General features: G+C 71.1%; 22 protein-coding genes and 1 riboswitch. Of the genes, 11 read left to right on the top strand and 11 right to left on the bottom strand.

Annotated elements, in window-relative coordinates:
• The first annotated feature begins 13 nt into the window (after positions 1-13).
• The 3 genes from moaA (at position 14) to Q1A98_RS14890 (ending at position 2,531) form a co-directional block, all read left to right on the top strand.
• Positions 14-1,087, top strand: coding sequence for a GTP 3',8-cyclase MoaA (gene moaA, locus Q1A98_RS14900; RefSeq protein WP_299575370.1), 1,074 nt, complete (start codon positions 14-16; stop codon positions 1,085-1,087).
• Positions 1,084-1,350: a MoaD/ThiS family protein gene (locus Q1A98_RS14895; protein WP_299574987.1), complete on the top strand. Its 267-nt coding sequence runs from the start codon at positions 1,084-1,086 to the stop codon at positions 1,348-1,350. The genes moaA and Q1A98_RS14895 overlap by 4 nt, the downstream gene beginning before the upstream one ends.
• Positions 1,351-1,661: 311 nt before the next feature.
• Positions 1,662-1,895: riboswitch (cyclic di-AMP (ydaO/yuaA leader) on the top strand.
• Positions 1,896-1,904: 9 nt separating this feature from the next.
• Positions 1,905-2,531, top strand: coding sequence for a transglycosylase family protein (locus Q1A98_RS14890; protein ID WP_299574985.1), 627 nt, complete (start codon positions 1,905-1,907; stop codon positions 2,529-2,531).
• Between the two features lie 263 nt (positions 2,532-2,794).
• Here the strand turns inward: Q1A98_RS14890 and Q1A98_RS14885 are convergent, their stop codons facing one another.
• From Q1A98_RS14885 to Q1A98_RS14870, 4 genes are read right to left on the bottom strand one after another with little or no spacing between them, the layout of a single operon-like run.
• Complete coding sequence (locus Q1A98_RS14885) at positions 2,795-3,226, bottom strand: molybdenum cofactor biosynthesis protein MoaE (protein WP_299574983.1); 432 nt, start codon at positions 3,224-3,226, stop codon at positions 2,795-2,797.
• A complete protein-coding gene (locus tag Q1A98_RS14880; RefSeq protein ID WP_299574981.1) occupies positions 3,223-3,699 on the bottom strand; it encodes a molybdenum cofactor synthesis domain-containing protein in 477 nt (158 codons plus the stop codon). The genes Q1A98_RS14885 and Q1A98_RS14880 overlap by 4 nt, the downstream gene beginning before the upstream one ends.
• Positions 3,692-4,120, bottom strand: coding sequence for a cyclic pyranopterin monophosphate synthase MoaC (gene moaC, locus Q1A98_RS14875; protein ID WP_299575369.1), 429 nt, complete (start codon positions 4,118-4,120; stop codon positions 3,692-3,694). The genes Q1A98_RS14880 and moaC overlap by 8 nt, the downstream gene beginning before the upstream one ends.
• Positions 4,121-4,178: 58 nt before the next feature.
• Positions 4,179-4,412 carry a hypothetical protein gene (locus Q1A98_RS14870; RefSeq protein ID WP_366943470.1) on the bottom strand — a complete coding sequence of 78 codons (234 nt, stop codon included), beginning with the start codon at positions 4,410-4,412 and terminating at the stop codon, positions 4,179-4,181.
• 3 nt (positions 4,413-4,415) lie between these two features.
• On the opposite strand from Q1A98_RS14870, the gene Q1A98_RS14865 reads away from it, so the two are divergent.
• Positions 4,416-6,824, top strand: coding sequence for a helicase-associated domain-containing protein (locus Q1A98_RS14865; RefSeq protein ID WP_299574977.1), 2,409 nt, complete (start codon positions 4,416-4,418; stop codon positions 6,822-6,824).
• 62 nt (positions 6,825-6,886) lie between these two features.
• Complete coding sequence (locus tag Q1A98_RS14860; RefSeq protein WP_299574975.1) at positions 6,887-8,557, top strand: DNA repair helicase XPB; 1,671 nt, start codon at positions 6,887-6,889, stop codon at positions 8,555-8,557.
• Here the strand turns inward: Q1A98_RS14860 and Q1A98_RS14855 are convergent.
• Together Q1A98_RS14855 and Q1A98_RS14850 are read right to left on the bottom strand one after the other, a co-directional pair.
• Positions 8,549-9,523 (bottom strand): hypothetical protein, encoded by a 975-nt coding sequence (locus Q1A98_RS14855; RefSeq protein WP_299574973.1) that lies wholly within the window; start codon positions 9,521-9,523, stop codon positions 8,549-8,551. The genes Q1A98_RS14860 and Q1A98_RS14855 overlap by 9 nt on opposite strands.
• 9 nt (positions 9,524-9,532) lie before the next feature.
• A complete protein-coding gene (locus tag Q1A98_RS14850; RefSeq protein ID WP_299574971.1) occupies positions 9,533-10,114 on the bottom strand; it encodes a hypothetical protein in 582 nt (193 codons plus the stop codon).
• Positions 10,115-10,166: 52 nt separating this feature from the next.
• Here Q1A98_RS14850 and Q1A98_RS14845 point away from each other — a divergent pair, with 52 nt between their 5' ends.
• Positions 10,167-11,327, top strand: coding sequence for a pyridoxal phosphate-dependent aminotransferase (locus tag Q1A98_RS14845; RefSeq protein WP_299574970.1), 1,161 nt, complete (start codon positions 10,167-10,169; stop codon positions 11,325-11,327).
• Between the two features lie 63 nt (positions 11,328-11,390).
• Positions 11,391-12,023 (top strand): alpha-ketoglutarate-dependent dioxygenase AlkB, encoded by a 633-nt coding sequence (locus tag Q1A98_RS14840; RefSeq protein WP_299574969.1) that lies wholly within the window; start codon positions 11,391-11,393, stop codon positions 12,021-12,023.
• A 9-nt stretch (positions 12,024-12,032) separates the two neighbouring features.
• On the opposite strand, the gene Q1A98_RS14835 is transcribed toward Q1A98_RS14840, so the two are convergent.
• On the bottom strand, positions 12,033-12,905 hold the full coding sequence (locus Q1A98_RS14835; protein ID WP_299574968.1) for an oxidoreductase: 873 nt from the start codon (positions 12,903-12,905) through the stop codon (positions 12,033-12,035).
• Between the two features lie 77 nt (positions 12,906-12,982).
• Between Q1A98_RS14835 and Q1A98_RS14830 the strand changes: the two genes are divergently transcribed.
• Both Q1A98_RS14830 and Q1A98_RS14825 read left to right on the top strand, forming a co-directional pair.
• Complete coding sequence (locus Q1A98_RS14830; protein WP_299574966.1) at positions 12,983-13,936, top strand: threo-3-hydroxy-L-aspartate ammonia-lyase; 954 nt, start codon at positions 12,983-12,985, stop codon at positions 13,934-13,936.
• A 43-nt stretch (positions 13,937-13,979) separates the two neighbouring features.
• Positions 13,980-14,999, top strand: a complete 1,020-nt coding sequence (locus Q1A98_RS14825; RefSeq protein ID WP_299574964.1) for an LLM class flavin-dependent oxidoreductase — start codon at positions 13,980-13,982, stop codon at positions 14,997-14,999.
• Positions 15,000-15,317: 318 nt separating this feature from the next.
• Here the strand turns inward: Q1A98_RS14825 and Q1A98_RS14820 are convergent, their stop codons facing one another.
• Positions 15,318-16,955 (bottom strand): adenylate/guanylate cyclase domain-containing protein, encoded by a 1,638-nt coding sequence (locus Q1A98_RS14820; protein ID WP_299574962.1) that lies wholly within the window; start codon positions 16,953-16,955, stop codon positions 15,318-15,320.
• 102 nt (positions 16,956-17,057) lie between these two features.
• Here Q1A98_RS14820 and Q1A98_RS14815 point away from each other — a divergent pair, with 102 nt between their 5' ends.
• Entirely contained in the window at positions 17,058-17,639 is a 582-nt protein-coding gene (locus tag Q1A98_RS14815; protein ID WP_299574960.1) for a TetR/AcrR family transcriptional regulator, read from the top strand.
• Here Q1A98_RS14815 and Q1A98_RS14810 read toward each other — a convergent pair whose 3' ends face one another.
• The 3 genes from Q1A98_RS14810 to Q1A98_RS14800 all read right to left on the bottom strand — a co-directional run bounded on the left by Q1A98_RS14810 (position 17,640) and on the right by Q1A98_RS14800 (position 19,440).
• Positions 17,640-17,858 carry a hypothetical protein gene (locus Q1A98_RS14810; RefSeq protein ID WP_299574958.1) on the bottom strand — a complete coding sequence of 73 codons (219 nt, stop codon included), beginning with the start codon at positions 17,856-17,858 and terminating at the stop codon, positions 17,640-17,642.
• An 86-nt stretch (positions 17,859-17,944) separates the two neighbouring features.
• Positions 17,945-18,493 carry a YceI family protein gene (locus Q1A98_RS14805; RefSeq protein WP_299574956.1) on the bottom strand — a complete coding sequence of 183 codons (549 nt, stop codon included), beginning with the start codon at positions 18,491-18,493 and terminating at the stop codon, positions 17,945-17,947.
• 101 nt (positions 18,494-18,594) lie between these two features.
• Positions 18,595-19,440: an NAD(P)H-binding protein gene (locus Q1A98_RS14800; protein ID WP_299574954.1), complete on the bottom strand. Its 846-nt coding sequence runs from the start codon at positions 19,438-19,440 to the stop codon at positions 18,595-18,597.
• Between the two features lie 78 nt (positions 19,441-19,518).
• Here Q1A98_RS14800 and Q1A98_RS14795 point away from each other — a divergent pair, with 78 nt between their 5' ends.
• Entirely contained in the window at positions 19,519-20,250 is a 732-nt protein-coding gene (locus Q1A98_RS14795) for a TetR/AcrR family transcriptional regulator (RefSeq protein ID WP_299574952.1), read from the top strand.

The following is a 20,250-nucleotide window of genomic DNA, read 5'->3' as shown; positions in this document are numbered from 1 at the left end:
CATCGGCCTGGGCATGCCCGTCGCGGCGTCGCCCCGACAGCCCGACGTCACGGGCATGCCGACGGCCGGACCCATGGTGGACACCCACGGCCGGGTGACGCGTGACCTGCGGGTGTCGGTGACCGACCGGTGCAATCTGCGCTGCACGTACTGCATGCCCGCCGACGGCCTCGACTGGATGCCGGACACCGAGTTGCTGTCCGCGACGGAGATGGTCCGCCTCATCCGGATCGCGGTCGACGAGTTCGGGGTGACGTCGGTGCGGTTCACCGGTGGTGAGCCGTTGCTCCGCCGCGACCTCGTCGACATCGTCGGCGCCGTGAGCGCACTGCCGGACGCGCCCGAGATGTCGGTGACGACGAACGGGCTGTCGCTGCGTCGCCACGCCCGCGCCCTCGCCGACGCCGGCCTGTCCCGCGTGAACGTCTCCCTGGACACCGTCGACCGTGAGCGCTTCGCCGCGATCACCCGCCGCGACCGGCTGCACGACGTCCTCGACGGACTGGCCGCCGCCCACGAGGCCGGCCTGCGTCCGGTTAAGGTCAACGCGGTCCTCGATCCCGACGGGGGCCTCGAGGACGCGCCTGCCCTGCTCCGCATGTGCCTCGAGAAGGGGTACTCGCTGCGGATCATCGAGCAGATGCCGCTCGACGCCGACCACGCGTGGTCGCGGGAGCGGATGATCACGGCCACACAGATCCACGAGCGGCTCTCGCGGGACTTCGAGCTGCTCCCCGACCCGCGCCCCCGGGGGGCCTCACCGGCCCAGACGTGGCTGGTCGACGGACACACCGCCGTCGACGCCGATGGTGCCGAGGTCCCCGCCCGCGTCGGGATCATCGCGTCGGTGACCCGCCCGTTCTGCGGCGACTGCGACCGCACCCGCCTGACCGCCGACGGCCAGGTGCGCACCTGCCTGTTCTCCACCACCGAGACCGACCTGCGCGCACTGCTCCGTGCCGGCGCCGACGACGAGGCCGTCGGGCAGGCGTGGCGGGTCGCGTCGTGGGGGAAGCTGCCGGGGCACGCCATCGACGACCCGTCGTTCCTGCAGCCCGACCGTCCGATGTCGGCGATCGGCGGATGACCGGAAAGCCACGGCGCCCCGTCGAGGTGCGGTACTTCGCGGCCGCGGAGGCCGCCGCCGGGCTCGCATCCGAAGTCGTCGAGATCGACCCGTCGACGACGCTCACGCAGCTGCGTACGCAGCTCGGCGCCGCGCACCCCGGACTGGCCCGCGTCCTCGACCGGAGCTCGTTCCTGCGCGACTCGGTGGTGGTGCGCGAGTTCGACATCCCGCTCGGCGACGCCTCGGTCATCGAGGTGCTGCCGCCGTTCGCAGGCGGTTGACCCGTCGGGCTCGTCCCGATGGTCCGATCTGCGAAATCGTGTGTGGCACATCATCGAACACCGGTGGGCGCGGATCACGGCTGATTTCTTCCCGCAGCGTGTCGCGAGAACTGTGAGGTTCTTCACATAACGGTGGGGTCACGGATCGGATACGGGATGGGTATCGACGCGCTCACCAGCATCGACGCGGTCACGCCGTCGAAACACGGCCCTGACAGGCGCGGACATGCGTCACCCGAAGGTATGACTCGGCGCCGTCGACCACGTAGCGTCCGTGGCGGTCACACCCGTGGCCACCACCAAGCCAGGCCCTGTTCACCGCGCCGAACCTCGTTCCACGGACAGGGCCACGTCAGACCAGACTTCAGGAACGAGGACGGGGGACCCACCTCGTCGACGGACACCAGACGGTGAACGGGGTCGACGAGGATCGGGCCGGATCGCGAGATCCGGATCCCTTGGGGTGAAGCTCCGCGACGCGGAGCCGGGCAACCTCTCAGCCCGAACCCGACAGCTCACCTCGCAGGCGCGTGGGGAGAGGAAAAACAGCACCTATGTCCGGACGTCATCGCAAGCAGTCCTCCGCCACCCGTACCGCCGCCAAGGTCGTTCTCACCTCCGCCGTCATCGGCGGCGGCGCGAGCGCCTTCTTCGGTGTCGGCGCCGCCTCCGCGGCCACCGACGACCAGTGGAACCAGGTCGCCCAGTGCGAGTCGGGCGGCAACTGGGCCATCAACACCGGCAACGGTTACCAGGGCGGCCTGCAGTTCAGCCCGAGCACCTGGGCCGGCCACGGCGGCACCGAGTTCGCGCCGACCGCCAATCAGGCCACCAAGGAGCAGCAGATCACCGTCGCCGAGCGCGTGCTCGCCGGCCAGGGCAAGGGTGCCTGGCCCGTGTGCGGCACCGGCCTCGGCGCGCCGACCCCGCGTTCCGCCCCGACCGACCTGCCGAAGGCGCCGAAGCTGCCCTCGGTCCAGGACGTGAAGGATCAGGTCGCCAAGTCGACCGACGACGTGAAGAAGCAGGTCGACGAGATCGTCGAGAACGCCCAGAAGCAGAACAAGATCGACCCGGCGATCGTCGGACTGTGGGAGCAGGCCAAGCGCAGCGGCATCACCCTCTCCGCCGACCAGATCGCCCTGTTCAACCAGAACAAGGGACTGATCCCCTTCCAGTGATCACCCCGTGATCTGAGCAGGGCCACACAGACGAAGGGCCCCGCACGAGACCTCTGGTCCGTGCGGGGTCCTTTTCCATTCCACAGCCCCCGTGCTTCCCGGTTCCCGGTTCCCGGTTCCCGCCGCCCTCACCCGTCGAGTGGGCAGTCGGAGGCGTCGAGTGGGCGCTCGGACGCGTCCAGTGGGCAGCAGACGCCCACTCGACTGCTCCTACCGCACACTCGACGTCTCCGACCGCCCACTCGACGCGGTGGGGTGCCAAGTCAGGCGGAGCCGACCCATTCGTCGGTGCCGTCGGCGAAGTGCTGGTGCTTCCAGACCGGCAGCGCGGCCTTCACGTCGTCGACGAGACGCGAGCAGGTCTCGAAGGCCGCGCGACGATGGTCGGCGGCGACCGCCACGACGAACGCCACGTCACCGATCGCCAGGTCCCCGACCCGGTGCGAGACGGCGACGGCGCGGACCCCGTCGGACTGTGCCGCGATGCCCGCGACCACGTCGGCGAGCACCTGATCCGCCGTCGGATGGGCCGTGTAGTGCAGCGCGCGCACCGAGCGCGCGCTGTCGTGGTCGCGCACGGCCCCGGTGAAGCACACGATCGCGCCGGCGGCGTCGTCGGCGACGGCCCGCTGGTGCTCGTCGGGGTCGAGGACGGCGTCGGTCACGACGGTCCGCACGACGCGGGCGCCGCTCATCGGTGGTCGCCGCCGCGGATCTGGTCGAGCGCGTGGTCGAGGACGGGCTCCAGCACCGACAACCCGTCGCGCACGCCACCGGTGGATCCCGGCAGGTTGACGACCAGCGTGGTCCCGGCGATCCCCGCTACCCCGCGCGACAGGATCGCCGTCGGCACCTGATCGGACCCGGCGGCGCGCACCGCGTCGGCCAGGCCGGGGATCTCGCGGTCGAGGAGCGGGCGGGTCTGCTCCGGGGTGACGTCGGTGGGGGTGAGTCCGGTGCCGCCGGTGGTCAGGACGAGCGTGGCACCGGCGTCGAGCGCCGCACGCAGCGAGGTTCCGACGGCGTCCCCGTCGGCGACGACGTCGACGTGCACGACGAAACCGCGTTCGGTCAGCCAGGCGTCGATGATCGGGCCGGTGCGGTCGGGGTAGGTGCCCGACGCGGCGCGGGTGGACGCGACCACGACGTGGGCGAGGCGATCAGTCACGCGTCCACCGACCGTGCTTGCCACCGGTCTTCTCGATCAGCCGGATGTCGGTCATGGAGGCCCGTGGGTCGAGGGCCTTCACCATGTCGTGCAACGTGAGTCCGGCGACCGCGACGGCGGTCAGCGCCTCCATCTCGACCCCGGTGCGATCGGCGGTCGCCGCGGTCGCGACCACCTCGACGGAGGACTCGCCGACGCGCAGGTCGACGGTGACCGACGACAACGCCACCTGGTGGCACAGCGGGATGAGGTCGGGCGTGTGCTTGGCGCCCATGATCGCGGCGATACGGGCGGTCGCGAGGACGTCACCCTTGGCGACGGATCCGTCGGCGATGGCCGCGACGACCTCCGGGGTCGTCCGGAACGAGCCGGCCGCGACGGCGACACGGTCGGTGACGGGCTTGCCGCCGACGTCGACCATGCGGGCGGCGCCGTCGGCGTCGACGTGCGACAGCCGACGGGCCGATTCGGTCACGGGGTCAGCGATTGACCGTGGTCTTGGCGTGCGTGTACGGCAGCTGGTCGACCGGGAGCGGGAACTCCGTCTCCCCGAACGGCGACAGCGCACCGGAGATCGAGGCGGCGAACTCCGACACCGCGTGCTCGTGATCGCCCTCGTCGCTCTGGGGCCACCCGTTGTCGACGTACCGCTTCTTGCTGCTCTTCTCGGCCACGGGCTCATTCTGCCATGCGGCCCCCTCCCTATGATCGATGAGATGACCTCGTCCGAGCGTGCGCGGCGTACCGCTACGGCGTCTGCGCCCGGCACCCTCGCCGAGGATCTCGCCGCCCGCTCCGACGACGCGCTCGTCGCGCTGCTCGCGGCCCGCCCCGATCTCGCCAGCCCGCCGCCTGCGGGAACGGCCGTCCTCGCCCAGCGCGCGCTGGCCGCCCCGTCGATCAACCTCGTCGCCGACGACCTCGATCTGCTCGGTGTCGCCGTGCTCGAGCAGATCATCCGGCTCTGCTCGGCTGCGGCCGGCCGCCGCGGCGACGAGGCACCCGGCCTCGGGACCACCTCGGCCGACGACGTCCGCGCGGCCCTCGCGGGTCGGGCCGACGACGCCGACATCGCCGCGCGGATCGACCTCCTGCGCGACCGCGCGCTCGTCTGGGGCCCCGACGACGCGCTGCGGACCGCTGCCCACGCCCCCGCAGCGCTGCCTGGACGCAGCCTGCACCTGACGGGGCCTCTCGCCGACCTCGACACCGAGGCACTGCGCTCCCGCATCGACGGTCTCGACGAGCGTGAGCGCGAACTCCTCGACACCCTCGCGCAGGGATCGCCACTCGGCCGGACCCGCGACGCCGCGCCGACCGCGGACCCCTCGCGCCCCGTCCCCCGACTGCTCGCCCTCGACCTGCTCGCCCGCGTCGACGACCAGACCGTCGAACTCGCGCCCGTCGTCGGCGCCGTGGTCCGGGGCGAGCGCACCCGGGGTCCCCACGACCTGCGCGAACCCGTCCTCGAGGCCGCCGACGGTCCGACGGCCGGACGGCGACGGTCCGGGGTGAAGGACGTCGACGCCGCAGCGGGTGGCGAGGCGCTCGAACTGCTCCGCCACGTCGCCGACACGCTCGACGTCCTCGGCGCGGCGCCGGCCGCGGTGTTGCGGTCGGGCGGGCTGGGCGTCCGCGAACTGCGGCGCGTCGCCAAGGCGACCGGTCTCGACACGACGCTGCTGGCCTTCGTCGTCGAGGTCGCCGTGGCTGCGCGACTGCTGGACAACGGGTTCCCCGATCCGCCGACCGGTGTCGGGGAGGCGGTGTGGGCACCGACCGTCGCGGTCGACACCTGGACGCACCAGCCGGCCGAGAAGCGTTGGCAGACCGTCCTCGAGGCGTGGTGGACGATGCCGCGCCGGGCCTGGCTGATCGGCGAGCCGAGCACCGAGGGCTCCCCCACACCCGCGCTGGCCGGCGACCTGCACGACGTCGCCGCACCGCTGGAACGACGGATGGTCGTCGCCGCGCTCGCCGGGGCGGAGCCCGGCACCTCCGTCGACGTCGACTCCCTGATGGAGCTGCTGGCGTGGCGTCATCCCCGCTGGCAGCGCCGCCTGCACCGTCGCTCGGTCGAGGCGACGCTCGACGAGGCGCGGATGGTCGGCGTCGTCGCGCGGGGGGCGCTCTCGTCGGTCGGACGGGCCCTGCTCGACATCACCGTCGACCGGGACCCGCGCCCGACGGCCCCCGAGTCCGACGTCGACAAGACGTTGCGTCTGGCGATGGCGGCCGCCCTGCCCGAGCCGATCGACTTCTTCCTCACCCAGGCCGACCTCACCATCACCGTGCCCGGTCCGTTGACACCCGAGCTCGCGGCCGAGCTGTCGGCACTGGCCGACCTCGAATCCGGCGGTGCCGCATCGGTGTACCGCGTCACCGAGGACTCGGTGCGGCGCGCGCTGGACACCGGACGGACCGGCACCGAGATCACCGGTTTCGTCGCCGCCCACTCCCGCACACCGGTGCCGCAGTCGCTGGAGTACCTCGTCGCCGACGTCGCCCGCCGCCACGGACAGCTCCGGGTCGGGGTCGCCACGTCGTTCGTCCGGTGTGAGGACGCCACGACACTCGCGGCGGTGCTCGCCGCGCCGGTGGCCGAGTCGCTGGCGCTGCGCGCGCTCGCACCGACCGTCGCCGTGTCGCAGGCACCCCTCCGTCAGGTGCTCGACGAGTTGCGCGCCGCGGGGTTCGCCCCGGCCGGAGAGGACTCACGCGGAGCGCTCGTCGACATGCGGGACCACGGTGTGCGCCTGCCCGGCGGCCGCGGTCCGCGCCGCGCACCCACCCGGCGGCCCGGGCAGATCGGCCCCGACCGCCTCGGCGCCGTCGTCGAGCGCATGCGTTCCCACGACGCGGCCGAGTCCGCCACCCCGGCCCGCGGCGCGGCGGCGGTCAGCGCGGGCGGCGGGGAGTCGGCGACCGCGCTGCTGGCGCTCGCGGTCCGCACAGGCCGACGGGTGCGGATCGGCTACGTCGACGCGCACGGGTCCGCGAGCAAGCACGTCGTGGTGCCGTCCTCGGTCGGCGCGGGGCAACTCGTGACCGGGGCGGCCGACGACGACGGCGGCGAGCGGTACTCCCTGCACCGCATCACCTCGGTGGAGTTGCTCGAGAACTGACTCTGACCTGCGTCGATCGCCGCCGGAGCTGTGGCGTCCGAGCAGGTGTGGACAATGGATGGGTGACCGATGGCCCGTTGATCGTCCAGTCCGACAAGACCCTGCTGCTCGAGGTCGACCACCCCCAGGCCGGGGAGGCCCGTGCCGCGATCGCGCCGTTCGCCGAACTCGAGCGCGCACCCGAACATGTCCACACCTACCGCGTGACCCCGCTGGCCCTGTGGAACGCGCGTGCCGCCGGGCACGACGCCGAGCAGGTGGTCGACGCCCTGGTGTCGCACTCCCGCTACGCCGTGCCGCAGCCGCTGCTGATGGACATCGTCGACACCATGGGCCGTTTCGGCCGTCTGCAGCTGGTCAAGAGCCCCGTGCACGGGCTCACCCTGGTCTCGCTCGACCGCGCCGTCCTCGAGGAGGTGATGCGCAACAAGAAGATCGCCCCCATGCTCGGCGCGCGCATCGACGACGACACGATCATCGTCCACCCCTCCGAGCGCGGCCACATCAAGCAGATGCTGCTCAAGATCGGTTGGCCCGCCGAGGATCTCGCCGGATACGTCGACGGTGAGGCGCACGCGATCGAGCTCGTCCAGGACGACTGGGAGCTGCGCGACTACCAGCAGCTCGCCGCGGACTCGTTCTGGGACGGCGGATCCGGCGTCGTCGTGCTCCCCTGCGGCGCGGGCAAGACCATGGTCGGTGCGGCCGCGATGGCCCGGGCCGGCGCGACGACGCTGATCATGGTGACCAACACCGTTGCCGGCCGGCAGTGGAAGCGTGAGCTGATCGCGCGCACCTCGCTCACCGAGGAGGAGATCGGCGAGTACTCCGGCGAGCGCAAGGAGATCCGGCCCGTCACCATCGCGACCTACCAGGTGATGACGCGGAAGTCGAAGGGCGAGTACAGGAATCTCGAACTCTTCGACTCCCGCGACTGGGGCCTCATCATCTACGACGAGGTCCACCTGCTCCCCGCGCCGGTGTTCCGGATGACCGCCGACCTCCAGTCACGTCGTCGCCTCGGGCTCACCGCCACCCTGGTCCGCGAGGACGGCCGCGAAGGCGACGTGTTCAGCCTCATCGGCCCGAAGCGCTACGACGCGCCGTGGAAGGACATCGAGAACCAGGGCTGGATCGCCCCGGCCGACTGCATCGAGGTCCGGGTCACCCTCACCGACAACGAGCGCCTGCAGTACGCGGTCGCCGAGGCGGAGGAGAAGTACAAGCTCTGCTCCACCGCCCACACCAAGGTCAACGTCGTGAAGTCGATCCTGGCCCGCCACCAGGGGTCACCGACGCTGGTCATCGGCGCCTACATCGACCAGCTCGAGGAACTCGGGCAGGCGCTCGACGCCCCGGTGATCCAGGGGTCCACCAAGAACAAGGATCGCGAGATCCTGTTCGACCGGTTCCGCAACGGCGAGATCTCGACCCTCGTCGTCAGCAAGGTCGCGAACTTCTCCATCGACCTGCCCGAGGCGTCGGTCGCCGTGCAGGTGTCGGGCACGTTCGGGTCGCGGCAGGAGGAGGCGCAGCGCCTCGGCCGCCTGCTGCGGCCGAAGAAGGACGGGGGCCAGGCCCACTTCTACTCGGTGGTCTCGCGCGACACCCTCGACGCCGACTACGCCGCGCACCGTCAGCGGTTCCTCGCCGAGCAGGGCTACGCGTATCGGATCACCGACGCCGACGACCTGCTCGGACCCGCCATCGGTGAGGGATCCGGGTCAGCCTGACGTCAGGACGTCGGCGCAGTAGCTGACCGGACTGGGCAGCCGGTAGGACAGCTGCTCACCGGTGGAGCACACGTTCGACGCCGACGACTCGACGCGCTGCTGCACCTTGATCACGGTCTTCGACACCGCGAGACCCGTTGCGGAGCAGTCGACCTCGGCGAAGTCGGTGACCGAGCCGGTCTCACCGGGCAGCGAATAGCACTTGCCCTCGCGCAGGTTCGGCGTCAGACAGAGCCGCCCCTTGCCGCGCTGGGTGAGGTGCAGGGCGTAGTCGTCGGTGCACTGCGCGCTCTCCCCGACCTTCTGCCCGACGTAGAAGCTGAAGTCGGTCGACGAGCAGTTCGCACGGTGCGGCGTCGCGGCGTCACTGGTGCCGGAGACGGTGATGCACTGGCCGACAGCGGTGTCGTCGATGTCGGAGATGTCCCGCGACTGCACGAACAGCCCGGCGACGACGACCGCGGCGAGCAGGACCACCGCGATGACCGACGCGACCACGACCCACTTCACCCAGGGACGTCGCCGCTGCGGCTGATCGCCCCACGGCGGGGGCGGACCACCCGGGAACGCCGTCGGCGCACCGGGATACGCGCCGGGCGGCGGTCCACCCGGTCCGGGGTACGCGCCCGGATACGGCTGCTGCGGGTACGACGGTGGACCGCCGTACTGCGGCGCCCCGTACTGCGGCGGCGAACCGTACTGGGGCGCCGCCCCGTACTGCGGCGGCGAACCGTACTGCGGCGGCGAACCGTACTGGGGCTCAGACCCGTACTGGGGAGTGCTCCCGTACTGCGGTGGCGAGCCGTACTGCGGTGGCGTCGCGGACTCGGGCGACCCGTACTGCGGATACGACGGCGGCTGCCCGTCGGACGGACCGGATGACCCGGGCGCGGGCTCCCATCCCTCGGGCGCGCCGTTGTCGGGGGTGCGGCCCTGGTCGTCGGGGCCGTCCTGCGGACCGCTCATCGGTTCACCCTAGCCGCGCGTCGGCGCCAGGCAGTACGCGATCGCGCGGGGGTGTTCGGTCCCCCACGCCGCCTGTCCGCCCGGGCAGGCGATGCGCGCGGTGCCGTCGGCGCGACGCGTCACCGCGTAGATCGGCGAGTCCGCGGCACCCGCCACCGTCGAACACCCTTTGCGCTCGTGCCGGGCGGCGCGACGGGCCGCCGATCCGTCACCCCCGGTGGGCAGCAGATAGCACCGGCCCTGTCGGAGGTCGGGCACGAGACAGATCGCGTCGCCCCCGATCTCCACCCGGAGATCGGGGGCGAGTTGCGGGGAGCCGGAGACCGTCGCGGGGCACCCGGCCCGGCCGGTGGGCCTCGCCGCCACGTAGAAGGTCATGCCGTCACCGGTGCAGCCGACGGCGTCGACGGCCACCGCGTCGTTGCCACGATCGTTCACCACCACACACCCGCCGACGGTGACGTCGGCCGAGGTGCGGACCGCACCCCGACCACCGATGACCGCGACCACCGCGACGGCGACCAGCAGCACCACGATCACCACGACCGCGACGAGCAGCGGTCGCGTCCGCCGTCTTCGCACGTCGGTCACCCGAGCGACCCTACGACCGAGCGGTCCGTCGGCGCTGTGACAGCCTGGTCGGATGAGCACCGTCGCCCGTCTCGCCCCCTTCGCCACCACCGTGTTCGCGGAGATGTCGCAGCTCGCGGTGGCGCACGAGGCGATCAACCTGGGGCAGGGCTTCCCGGACACCGACGGCCCGCGGTCCCTGCTCGACGCCGCCTGTGCGGCGATCACCTCGGGCGCGAACCAGTACCCGCCGGGCCCGGGTGTGCCCGCGCTGCGCCGCGCCGTCGCCGATCAGCAGTCCCGCACCTACGGACTCGACTACGACCCCGACACCGAGGTCCTGGTCACCGTCGGCGCCACCGAGGCGATCGCCGCGTCCGTCGTCGGGCTGGTCGAGCCGGGCAGCGAGGTGGTGCTCGTCGAGCCCTTCTACGACGCCTACGCCGCCGCGGTCGCGATGGCCGGCGGGTTCCGGCGGTCCGTACCGCTCGTCGCCGACGGCGACGGGTTCGTCCTCGACCGCGAGGCTCTCGCCGCGACGGTCAGCGACAAGACCGCGGCGATCGTCGTCAACAGCCCGCACAACCCGACCGGTTCGGTCCTCTCCGACGACGATCTCGCGGCGATCGCCGCCGAATGCGTCGAGCACGACATCATCGTCATCAGTGACGAGGTCTACGAGTACCTCGTCTTCGACGACCGCGAGCATCGCTCCATCGCGTCCCTCCCCGGGATGCGCGACCGCACGCTCCGCATCTCCAGCGCGGCCAAGACGTTCAACGTGACCGGCTGGAAGGTCGGGTGGGTGAGCGGCCCGGAACGTCTGGTCGCGGCCGTGCGTACGGCCAAGCAGTTCATGACGTTCGTCGGCAGCGGCCCGTTCCAGCCGGCGGTCGCCGGCGCACTCGACGCCGAGATGGAGTGGGTGCACGCCAATCGCAAGGACCTGCAGCGCAAGCGTGACCTGATCTCGGAAGCATTGGTCGACATCGGGTTCCGCGTCCACCGCACGGAGGGCACGTTCTTCGTCTGCGCCGACCCGCGTCCGCTGGGCATCACCGACGGCGAGGCCCTGTGCCGCGACCTGCCCGGCACGTACGGCGTGGCCGGTGTGCCGGTCAGCGCCTTCGTCGACCGTCGTGAACCCTGGCAGCACCTCATCCGCTTCGCGTTCGCCAAGCGCGACGAGGTGCTGCACGAGGGGATCGAACGCCTCCGCCGACTCGCCGGCTGACCTTCTCGACCGGTCGCGAGAAACCGCTCGCACACACGTTCGATCATGGGTAATCTGGCGGTCATGACCTCCGCGGGCACCCAGGGGTCGTTGTTCGCCGCCGACGACGCCGAACCGACCGTCGCCTCCCTCGGCTCGTCCGTGCGTCGGCGGGTCCTCACCGACGGCGCCTGGGTCGACGTCCGCCCCGGATTCCTCGACGGCGCCGACGCCCTGTTCGACCATCTGCGCGCCACGGTGCCCTGGCGCGCCGAGCGCCGCCAGATGTACGACCGCGTCGTCGACGTCCCGCGCCTGCTGTGCACGTATCACGAGGACGAGCCCCTCCCCCACCCCGTTCTCGTCGAGGCGCGCGCCGCGCTCTCCGCGCACTATCGCGAGCAACTACCGGAGGGGTTCGCGACGGCCGGGATGTGTTGCTACCGAGACGGTTCTGACAGCGTCACGTGGCACGGCGACACCATCGGCCGCGGCAGCACCGAGGACACGATGGTCGCGATCATCTCGCTGGGGTCACCGCGGCCGCTGATGCTGCGCCCCCGTGGTGGTGGCGCGTCGCTGCGATTCGTCGTCTCGCACGGCGACCTGCTGGTCATGGGCGGCAGCTGCCAGCGCACCTGGGAGCACGCCGTCCCGAAGGTCTCGGGTGTGGGCCCCCGCATCAGTGTGCAGTTCCGGCCTGTCGGAGTGTTCTGAGACGGGGCGTCAGAGGTCGTAGGTGACGCCGGTGAGCTTCTCCGAGGCGATCCACAGCGCCTGCGCGACGGACTCGTCCCGTGCCTTCGACAGCGGCTTGGTCAGCACCGGTTCGCCGCGCATGCCACCGAGGTCCTTCGGCCCGTAGAACGCACCCGACGCCGCATCGGGCGAGGTCGCGGCGTACAGCTCCGGCAGCGCACCGTTGGCCGCGGACTGGCCGACGAGGAAGTTGCTCACCGTCATGAGGCGGTCGTAGAGCGACTCCGTGTGGGACTGCAGATTCGTGCTCGCGTAGCCGGGGTGCGCGGCCATCGAGCCGATGGTCGACCCCGACCGGCCCAGGCGGCGAGCCAGCTCGAACGCGAAGTGCAGGTTCGCGAGCTTCGACTGTCCGTAGGCGGTCCACCGCTCGTATCGACGGCGGTCGTAGTTGAGGTCGTCGAGACCGATCTTCCCGAGAGCGTGCGCGAACGACGACACCGTGACGACGCGGTCGGTGATCTTGGGCAGCAGCAGTCCGGTCAGGGCGAAGTGACCGAGATGGTTGGTACCGAACTGCATCTCGAAGCCGTCGGCGGTGCGGCCCTTCGGCACGGCCATCACGCCGGCGTTGTTGACGAGCACGTCGACCTTCTCGACGCTGTCGGCGAACTCCCGCACCGACGCGAGGTCGGCGAGGTCGAGTCGCGAGACCGTGGCGTTCGCACCGATCTCCTGCGCGACGGGCTGCGCCTTCTCGGTGGAACGGCACGCCAGGATCACCGACCCGCCCGCGGCGCCGATCGCCTTCGCCGCCTCGGCGCCGAGTCCGCTGTTGGCGCCGGTGATCACGAACGTCCGGCCGGTCTGATCAGGGATGTCGCTCGTCGTCCAGCTCACGGTCGCGATCCTACGTGCGGCGAACGTGAACTCGTGCCGCGGTCACAGCCGGGCGGGGCCGCTCCTATGCTGCGGACATGACCGCGCCGACCTACGACTCCGTCGCCGCGGCGGCCGCGACCATCGCCGGCGTCGCCCACCGCACCCCCGCGGTGACCTCTCGGCTGCTCGACGAGATGGTCGGGGCCACGTTGTTCCTCAAGTGCGAGAACCTGCAGCGCGCAGGCGCGTTCAAGTTCCGCGGGGCCTACACCGCCGTGTCCCGACTGCCCGCCGACCGCCGTCGCGCCGGTGTGCTCGCCTACTCGTCGGGCAACCACGCCCAGGGCCTCAGCCTGGCCGCGCAGCTGCACGACGTCCCCGCGACCATCGTCATGCCGCACGATGCGCCCGCGCCGAAGGTGGCGGCGACGCAGGGCTACGGCGCGACGGTCATCCGCTACGACCGCTACACCCAGGACCGTGTCGCGGTGGCGGGTGAGATCGCCGAGCGGACGGGAGCGTCGATCATCCCGCCGTTCGACCATCCAGACGTCATCGCGGGGCAGGGCACCGCCGTCGCCGAACTGCTCTCCGACGTCGACGACCTCGATGTCCTGCTGGTCCCGCTGGGCGGCGGCGGGTTGCTCAGCGGGTCACTGCTGTCGGCCGGCGCGCTGTCTCCGACCACCGAGGTCTACGGCGTCGAACCGGCCGCCGGCGACGACGCGCTGCAGTCACTGCGAGCAGGGCACATCGTCGAGATCCCGACGCCGCGGACCATCGCCGACGGCGCACAGACCACCCGCCTCGGCGACCGCACGTTCCCGATCATCCGGGAGCACGTCACAGACATCCTCACCGCCGACGACGACGCGCTGCGCCACGCGATGGGGCTGTTGGCCACCCGCGCGAAACTCGTCGTCGAGCCGACGGGTGCCCTCGGTCTCGCCGCGGCGATCGGTCACCGCGACCGGTTCGCGGGCAGTCGTGTGGGCATCGTCATCTCGGGCGGGAACGTCGACCCGACTCTGTTCGCCACCGCGGGCTGACCTGCGACTGGAATACAAACGGACCGCGGTCCATTATAGGGACATGAAGAACATCGGTTTCCTGTCGTTCGGGCACTGGACGCCCTCTCCGCAGTCTGCGACGCGGTCCGCGGCCGATGTGCTCCTCCAGTCCATCGACCTCGCCGTCGCCGCCGAGGAGCTCGGCGCGGACGGCGCCTACTTCCGTGTGCACCACTTCGCGCGCCAGCTCGCGTCGCCGTTCCCGCTGCTGTCCGCGGTCGGGGCACGCACGTCGCGCATCGAGATCGGCACCGGCGTCATCGACATGCGCTACGAGAACCCGCTGTACATGGTGGAGGACGCCGGTGCGGCCGACCTCATCTCCGGCGGCAGGCTGCAGCTCGGCATCAGCCGGGGATCGCCGGAGCAGGTGATCGAGGGCTACAAGTACTTCGGCTATGCGCCCGCGGAGGGCGAGACCGACGCCGACATGGCCCGGCGCCACACCGCGGTGTTCCTGCAGGGCCTCGAGGGCGAGGGCTTCGCCCGCCCCAACCCGCGGCCGATGTTTCCCAACCCGCCGGGACTGCTCCGGCTCGAGCCGCACTCCGCGGGTCTGCGGGAGCGGATCTGGTGGGGCGCCGGGACACGGGCGACCGCGGAATGGACTGCGCAGCAGGGCATGAACCTGATGAGCTCGACACTGCTCACCGAGGACACGGGTGTCCCGTTCCACGAGCTGCAGGCCGAACAGATCCGCGTGTTCCGCAAGGAGTGGCAGAACGCCGGACACGCGTTCACGCCGCGGGTGTCGGTGAGCCGCAGCATCTTCGCGATCACCGACGACCGTGACCGCGCGTACTTCGGTCACGGGGGCGAGGAGTCGGATCAGGTCGGCCACATCGACGGCGGCATCGCCCGGTTCGGCCGGTCCTATGCCGACGAGCCGGACAAGCTCGTCGAGCAGTTGGCCGAGGACTCCGCGATCGCCGAGGCCGACACGCTGCTGCTGACCGTTCCCAACCAACTCGGCGTCGAGTACAACGCCCACGTCATCGAGTCGATCCTGACCCACGTGGCGCCGGAACTCGGCTGGCGCTGAGTTCTCTCGCCCGACCCCCGTCTGCCCGGCAGGCGGGGGTCGCGTCGTCTCCACCTCGTGGTGGGCACCTGCAGCCGTTCGTTGGCACTCGGAGCCGTTCATTGGGCAGTTGGGGCCGTTCGTTGGGCACTCGGAGCCGTTCGTTGGGCACTTGGAGCACCCGCTCGCGCTGAAAGATGCTCCGGCTGCCCAACAATTGGTCCCGGGCGCCCAACAAACGGTTCCGGGCGCCCAACAAACGGTTCCGGGCGCCCAACGACTGGTCCCGGCTGCCCAACAGACGGCTCCCGGCTGCCAAACAGGTGGCGCGGGGCCGGGTCAGGCGCGCTTGCTCCACAGCATCGACAGCGGTCGACGGAGGAACCCGTCGACGAGGTCGGTGAAGCTCACGTCCGAGTCGCCGACGAGCTCGACCGGCGCGTGGACGTCGGTCGGCGCAGCGCGTCCGCGCAGCGACACCTGACCGATGGCGGTCCACTCGAAGTACTCGTCGTGCTCGGCGATCACGGTCGGCTCGCCGTCGTCGTCGACGGCGTCCGCGACGAGGCTGCTCACGGCGGCACCGCTGGCGAGCACGTTGGACCGGCTCTGCTTCGCGACGTCGGCCAGACGCGCGCACTCGTTCACCGGGTCGCCGATGACGGTGTACTCGTAGCGGGACTCGGCGCCGATGTTGCCGGCGAACACCCGACCGCTGGACACGCCGATCCCGACGCGCAGCGGATGGATCTCCTCGAGTTCGGCGCCGAGCTCCCGTGCCGCGGCCAGGGCGGCCGCGGCGGGATCGGGCACGGCGTTCGGGGCGCCGAACACGGCCAACGCCGCGTCGCCCTCGAACTTGTTGATGAAGCCGTCGTGGCGGGCGACGACGTCGGCGACGATGGTGAAGAACCGGTTGAGGCTGGCCGCGACGGTCTCGGGATCGGTCGACTCGGCGAACCGCGTCGACCCCTCGATGTCGACGAACAGCACGCCGACATCGGCCTGCGATCCGTGCATCCCGATGTCGGTGCGCAGCGCTCGGGCGGCGACCTCGGTGCCGACGTGCCGCGCGAACAGGTCGCGTAGCCGGTCCCGCTCGGCGAGGCCGTCGACCATGGTGTTGAAACCGTCCTGCAGTACGCCCAGCTCCGACGAGTCGTACACGTCGACGCGCGTGGAGTAGTCGCCGTCGGCGACGCGTTCGACCGCGCCGCGGATGTCGCGCAGCGGGTCGGTGATGGACCGGGTGACCAGCGCGATCGCCCTGACGCCGCTGGCGAGACAGATGATCGCCAGGACGACGGTGGGGATGTCGAGCACGGTGTCGCTCGGCGGTACCCAGCCGATGGCACGCCCGACGTTGACCAGGACGATGCCACCCAGCGGGACACCGCTGACGGCGATCCACAGCACGATCATCCGCTCGCGGACACCGAGGATCGGCTCCGGCGGCGGGGAGTCCCGCATCGCGGCGGCCACCAACGGACGGCCGACGCGCTCGAGGATCATGTACGTAGCCGCAGCGCACGACGCCCCACCGAACGCGAAGGCCGTCGCGATGATCAGGAGGTCGATCCCGCCGAGGTCCCGCCCCGCGACGGCCGCGTAGGCCACGACCCCAGCGACCCACCCGACGCCCGTGGCGACGACACCGGTCAACGGCATGCGCTGCAGGGAGAGTCGGCGTCGCTTGTCCGCGGCCGCACCGGAGAGATACCACTGGATGTGGGGACGGAGCACCGCGATGGCGGCGACGAAGTCGATGGTCGCACCGACGAGCAGACCCCAGAAGACGCCGGACACGCTTTGGCCGCCGGCGCCGAGTGTGAGGTGGCCACCGGAGGTCGTGAGAGCGACGAGGAGCGCGGTCTCGAGACCGACGGCCACGTTGGCGAGGATGATGCCCACCGTCGCGAAACCCATCAGGCGCGAGGCGACGACGCGCCTGTCCTGATGGTGATCGTGTCCGGTCATGGTGCAGCTCGTTTCGTCTCGGCAGTCTTGGTCAGGCAGCCATCGCAAGTCGAGTTGCAATCAGCTTACAGAGCGCAACTACGGTTGCGTTAGGCTCATTCCGTGTCGTCAGCCACAGCGGGCCACCGTCGCGGCAAGGCAGTCCGCGACAACGTCCTCTCCGCAGCCCTGAACGAGCTGCTCAACGTGGGTGTCGACGGCGTGACGGTCGCATCCGTGGCGGAGGCCGCCGGCGTGCATGTGACATCCATCTACCGGCGCTGGCGCACCCGGGAGCAGCTCATCACCGACGCGGTGCTGAGCCACCTGGACCCGCTCGCGATCGAGGTCCCCGACACGGGGTCGGTCCGCGACGACCTCATCGCCCTGCTGGCCGGCCTCGACGAGTCCATGTCGTCGCCCCAGAACTGGGCTCTGCTGCGTCTCGCGACGATGCCAATCGAGATCGAGCGTCTCGAGGAGGCGCGTCGTCGTATCGCCGACGAGCGCATGACCGAGGTCGCGACGATCCTCGACCGCGGCGTCGAGCGCGGCGAGATCGCGTCCGGCGTCGATCACCGCCTCGCTCTGGAGGCGATGTACGGACCGATCTACGCGCGCAGGCTCCTGGCACACGAACAGGTCGACGAGGCCTACCTGGAGGGCCTCGTCGACCTGTTCTTGAACGGCATCCGCGCCCGCTGACTACCGGCGGACGCCGAGGTACAGCATCGCCAGATCGGATCGCGCGGAGCGTCGTTCCTGTTCGATCCGTTCACGGCGCAGGCGGTGATGGCGCTCCCGGTCGGCGCGGCTCGCCGCGACGCGATGCCGCGTGAGACGCGAGACCAGCTGCGTCAGAACGGTTGTCGGCGACAGGCGGCTGGAGACCGCCGGCGCCGGGATGCGGGTCGTGATGACCATGGGCTGCCTCCTCGGGTCGGTGTGGGACGTGACACCGAGGACGGTAGGACGTCGGTCAGCCGACTGTCATCCGAATTTCCGCGTGATCACGCGGCTTTGGTCGCCTCGATCTCGAGGGTGATGGTCACCTTGTCGCCGACGACGGTCCCGCCGGTCTCCAGCGGCATGTCGATCGAGATCCCGAAGTCCTTGCGGTTCAACTCGATCGACGCCTCGAAGCCCGCGACCTCGCCGTGGCCCATGCCGGGGTTGACGCCGTTGAACTCGAGCGGCATCGAGACGGTCTTGGTGACACCGCGCAGGGTGAAGTCACCGGTGAGCACGTAGTCACCGTTGTCGCCGGTCACCGACGTCGAGACGAAGGTCGCGGTGGGGTGGTTGTCGGCGTCGAAGAAATCGGCGGACCGGATGTGGGCGTCGCGCTGCTCGTTCTTGGTATTGATCGAGCGGACGTCGATCTCGGCGCGCACCGACGGCGTGCCGTCCTCGGCGACGGTGATCTCGCCGCCGAAGGTGTCGAACGTGCCGCGGACCTTGCTCACCATGAGGTGGCGGACCGAGAAAGCGATGGCGGAGTGGACGGTGTCGATGGTCCAGGTGCCGGCGGCGAGACCGGCGGCGGTTGCGGTGGTCATGGGAACTCCTCGAAGCGCGGTGGGTCGGCCTGTCCGGCCCGTCGAGAACTATAAGCGGACCGCGGTCCGAATCATTCCTCGCCCGCCGATCGTGATCGGGGTCACGCCACGAGCGCGTCCCGGGCGGTTCGAGGTGCGCGGCCTAGCAGGTCGGTGAGCAGCCGGTCCACGCCCGCGAAAAAGCCCCCGGCTGCCGCCTCGTACATGCCGAGGGAGAACCGCACCTGCGGCTCCGGCGCCCCGGCGGCGACCTGTTCGCCGACCCACTGCTCGGAGTCGACGACCTCGACGCCGACCGCCCGCCCGACGAGCGTCGAGGCCGACTCCGCCACGTCCGCGAAGGTCGGCGCCTCGGGCGCGGTGATCGTCACGGGCCCGTCGTACGCCCCGTCGGACAGGATGATCGCCGCCGCGGCCTCGGCCGCGTCCTCGCGTGCGGTCCACGAGACGGGCCCATCAGCGGGGATGCGGATGACGCCTGTCGATCGCCACGGTCCGGCCAGCCACCCGAGGCTGTGGGCGTAGAACCCGTTGCGCAGAGACGTCCAGGGGAGTCCGCAGCGCGCCAGCGTCTCCTCGGTCGCGGCGTGGTCGCGCGCGGGGGCGAACGGACTGTTGGCGGCGGCCCCCTGATGGCTGGTGTAGAGGATCCGACCCACGCCGACGTCCACTGCGGCGGCGATCGCCGCGCGGTGCGACACCACGGCGTCGGCGAACGGGTCGTTCGACGACACCAGGAGCAGCTGGTCGGCACCGTCGAACGCGGCGGGCAGCGATGCGGGGTCCGCGTAGTTGCCACGCCGGACCCCGACACCACGCTCGGCGAGATGACGCGCCTTGGCGGGGTCACGGGTCACGACGGCGAGGTCCTCGGCCGGCAGGCTCGCAAGCAGGTGGTCCGTGGTCGCGCCGTTGAGGGCACCCGTGGCGCCGGTGACGATGATCATGCTGGTCCTATCATTGATTCGGTACAAGCGTTTCCGTTGATAACATCGACGATAACAGATCGTTGTTATCGTCGGAACATGACGAGCGCGCAGCACGACGAGGACCGCGACGACGTCCGTGTCCGCATCGTCGAGGCCGCCGCCCACCTGCTCACCGACCACGGCCCGTCGGCGGTCACGACGCGCGGCGTCGCCCAGGCGGCGGGCGTCCAGCCACCGACGATCTATCGCCTGTTCGGTGACAAGGACGGGCTGCTCGAGGCGGTCGCCGAGCACGTCATGGCCGAGTTCGTCGCCCACAAGGCTGCCGAGGTCGCCGCGACACCGCACGGTGTCGATCCCGTCGACGACCTCCGCGACGGGTGGTACCGGCAGGTCGAGTTCGGTCTCGCCCATCCGTCGCTGTTCCACCTCTTCGGTGATCCCGAGCGCGTCGTCCGGTCGGAGGCCGCGCGGGAGGGCCGCCACGTGTTGGCTCGACGGGTGCGTCGGGCCGCCGCCACGGGTCGACTGCGGGTGGACGAGTCGCGTGCCGCGGACATGATGTCGGCCGCGGCCAACGGCGCCGTCCGCGTGTTGTTGTCGACTCCCGACGCGGCCGCGGACTCACCTCTGGCCGACGATCTCTGGCACGCGGTGGCCGCGGCGATCCTGACCGACGCCCCGGACGATCCGCGAGATGCGGTCAGCGCCGCCGTGGTCGGATTCCGTACCGTCGCTCCGCATGTCGGCGGCCTCAGCGACGCGGAACGGTCCCTGCTCCTGGACTGGCTGGATCGCATCGTGGCGGCCTGCGGCCGGGACGAGTGA

It is taken from the genome of uncultured Williamsia sp., assembly GCF_947494875.1.
Taxonomy (GTDB): Bacteria; Actinomycetota; Actinomycetes; order Mycobacteriales; family Mycobacteriaceae; genus Williamsia_A.
Note: the sequence above shows the minus strand (reverse complement) of the source record. Positions and strands in the feature narration are given on the sequence as shown.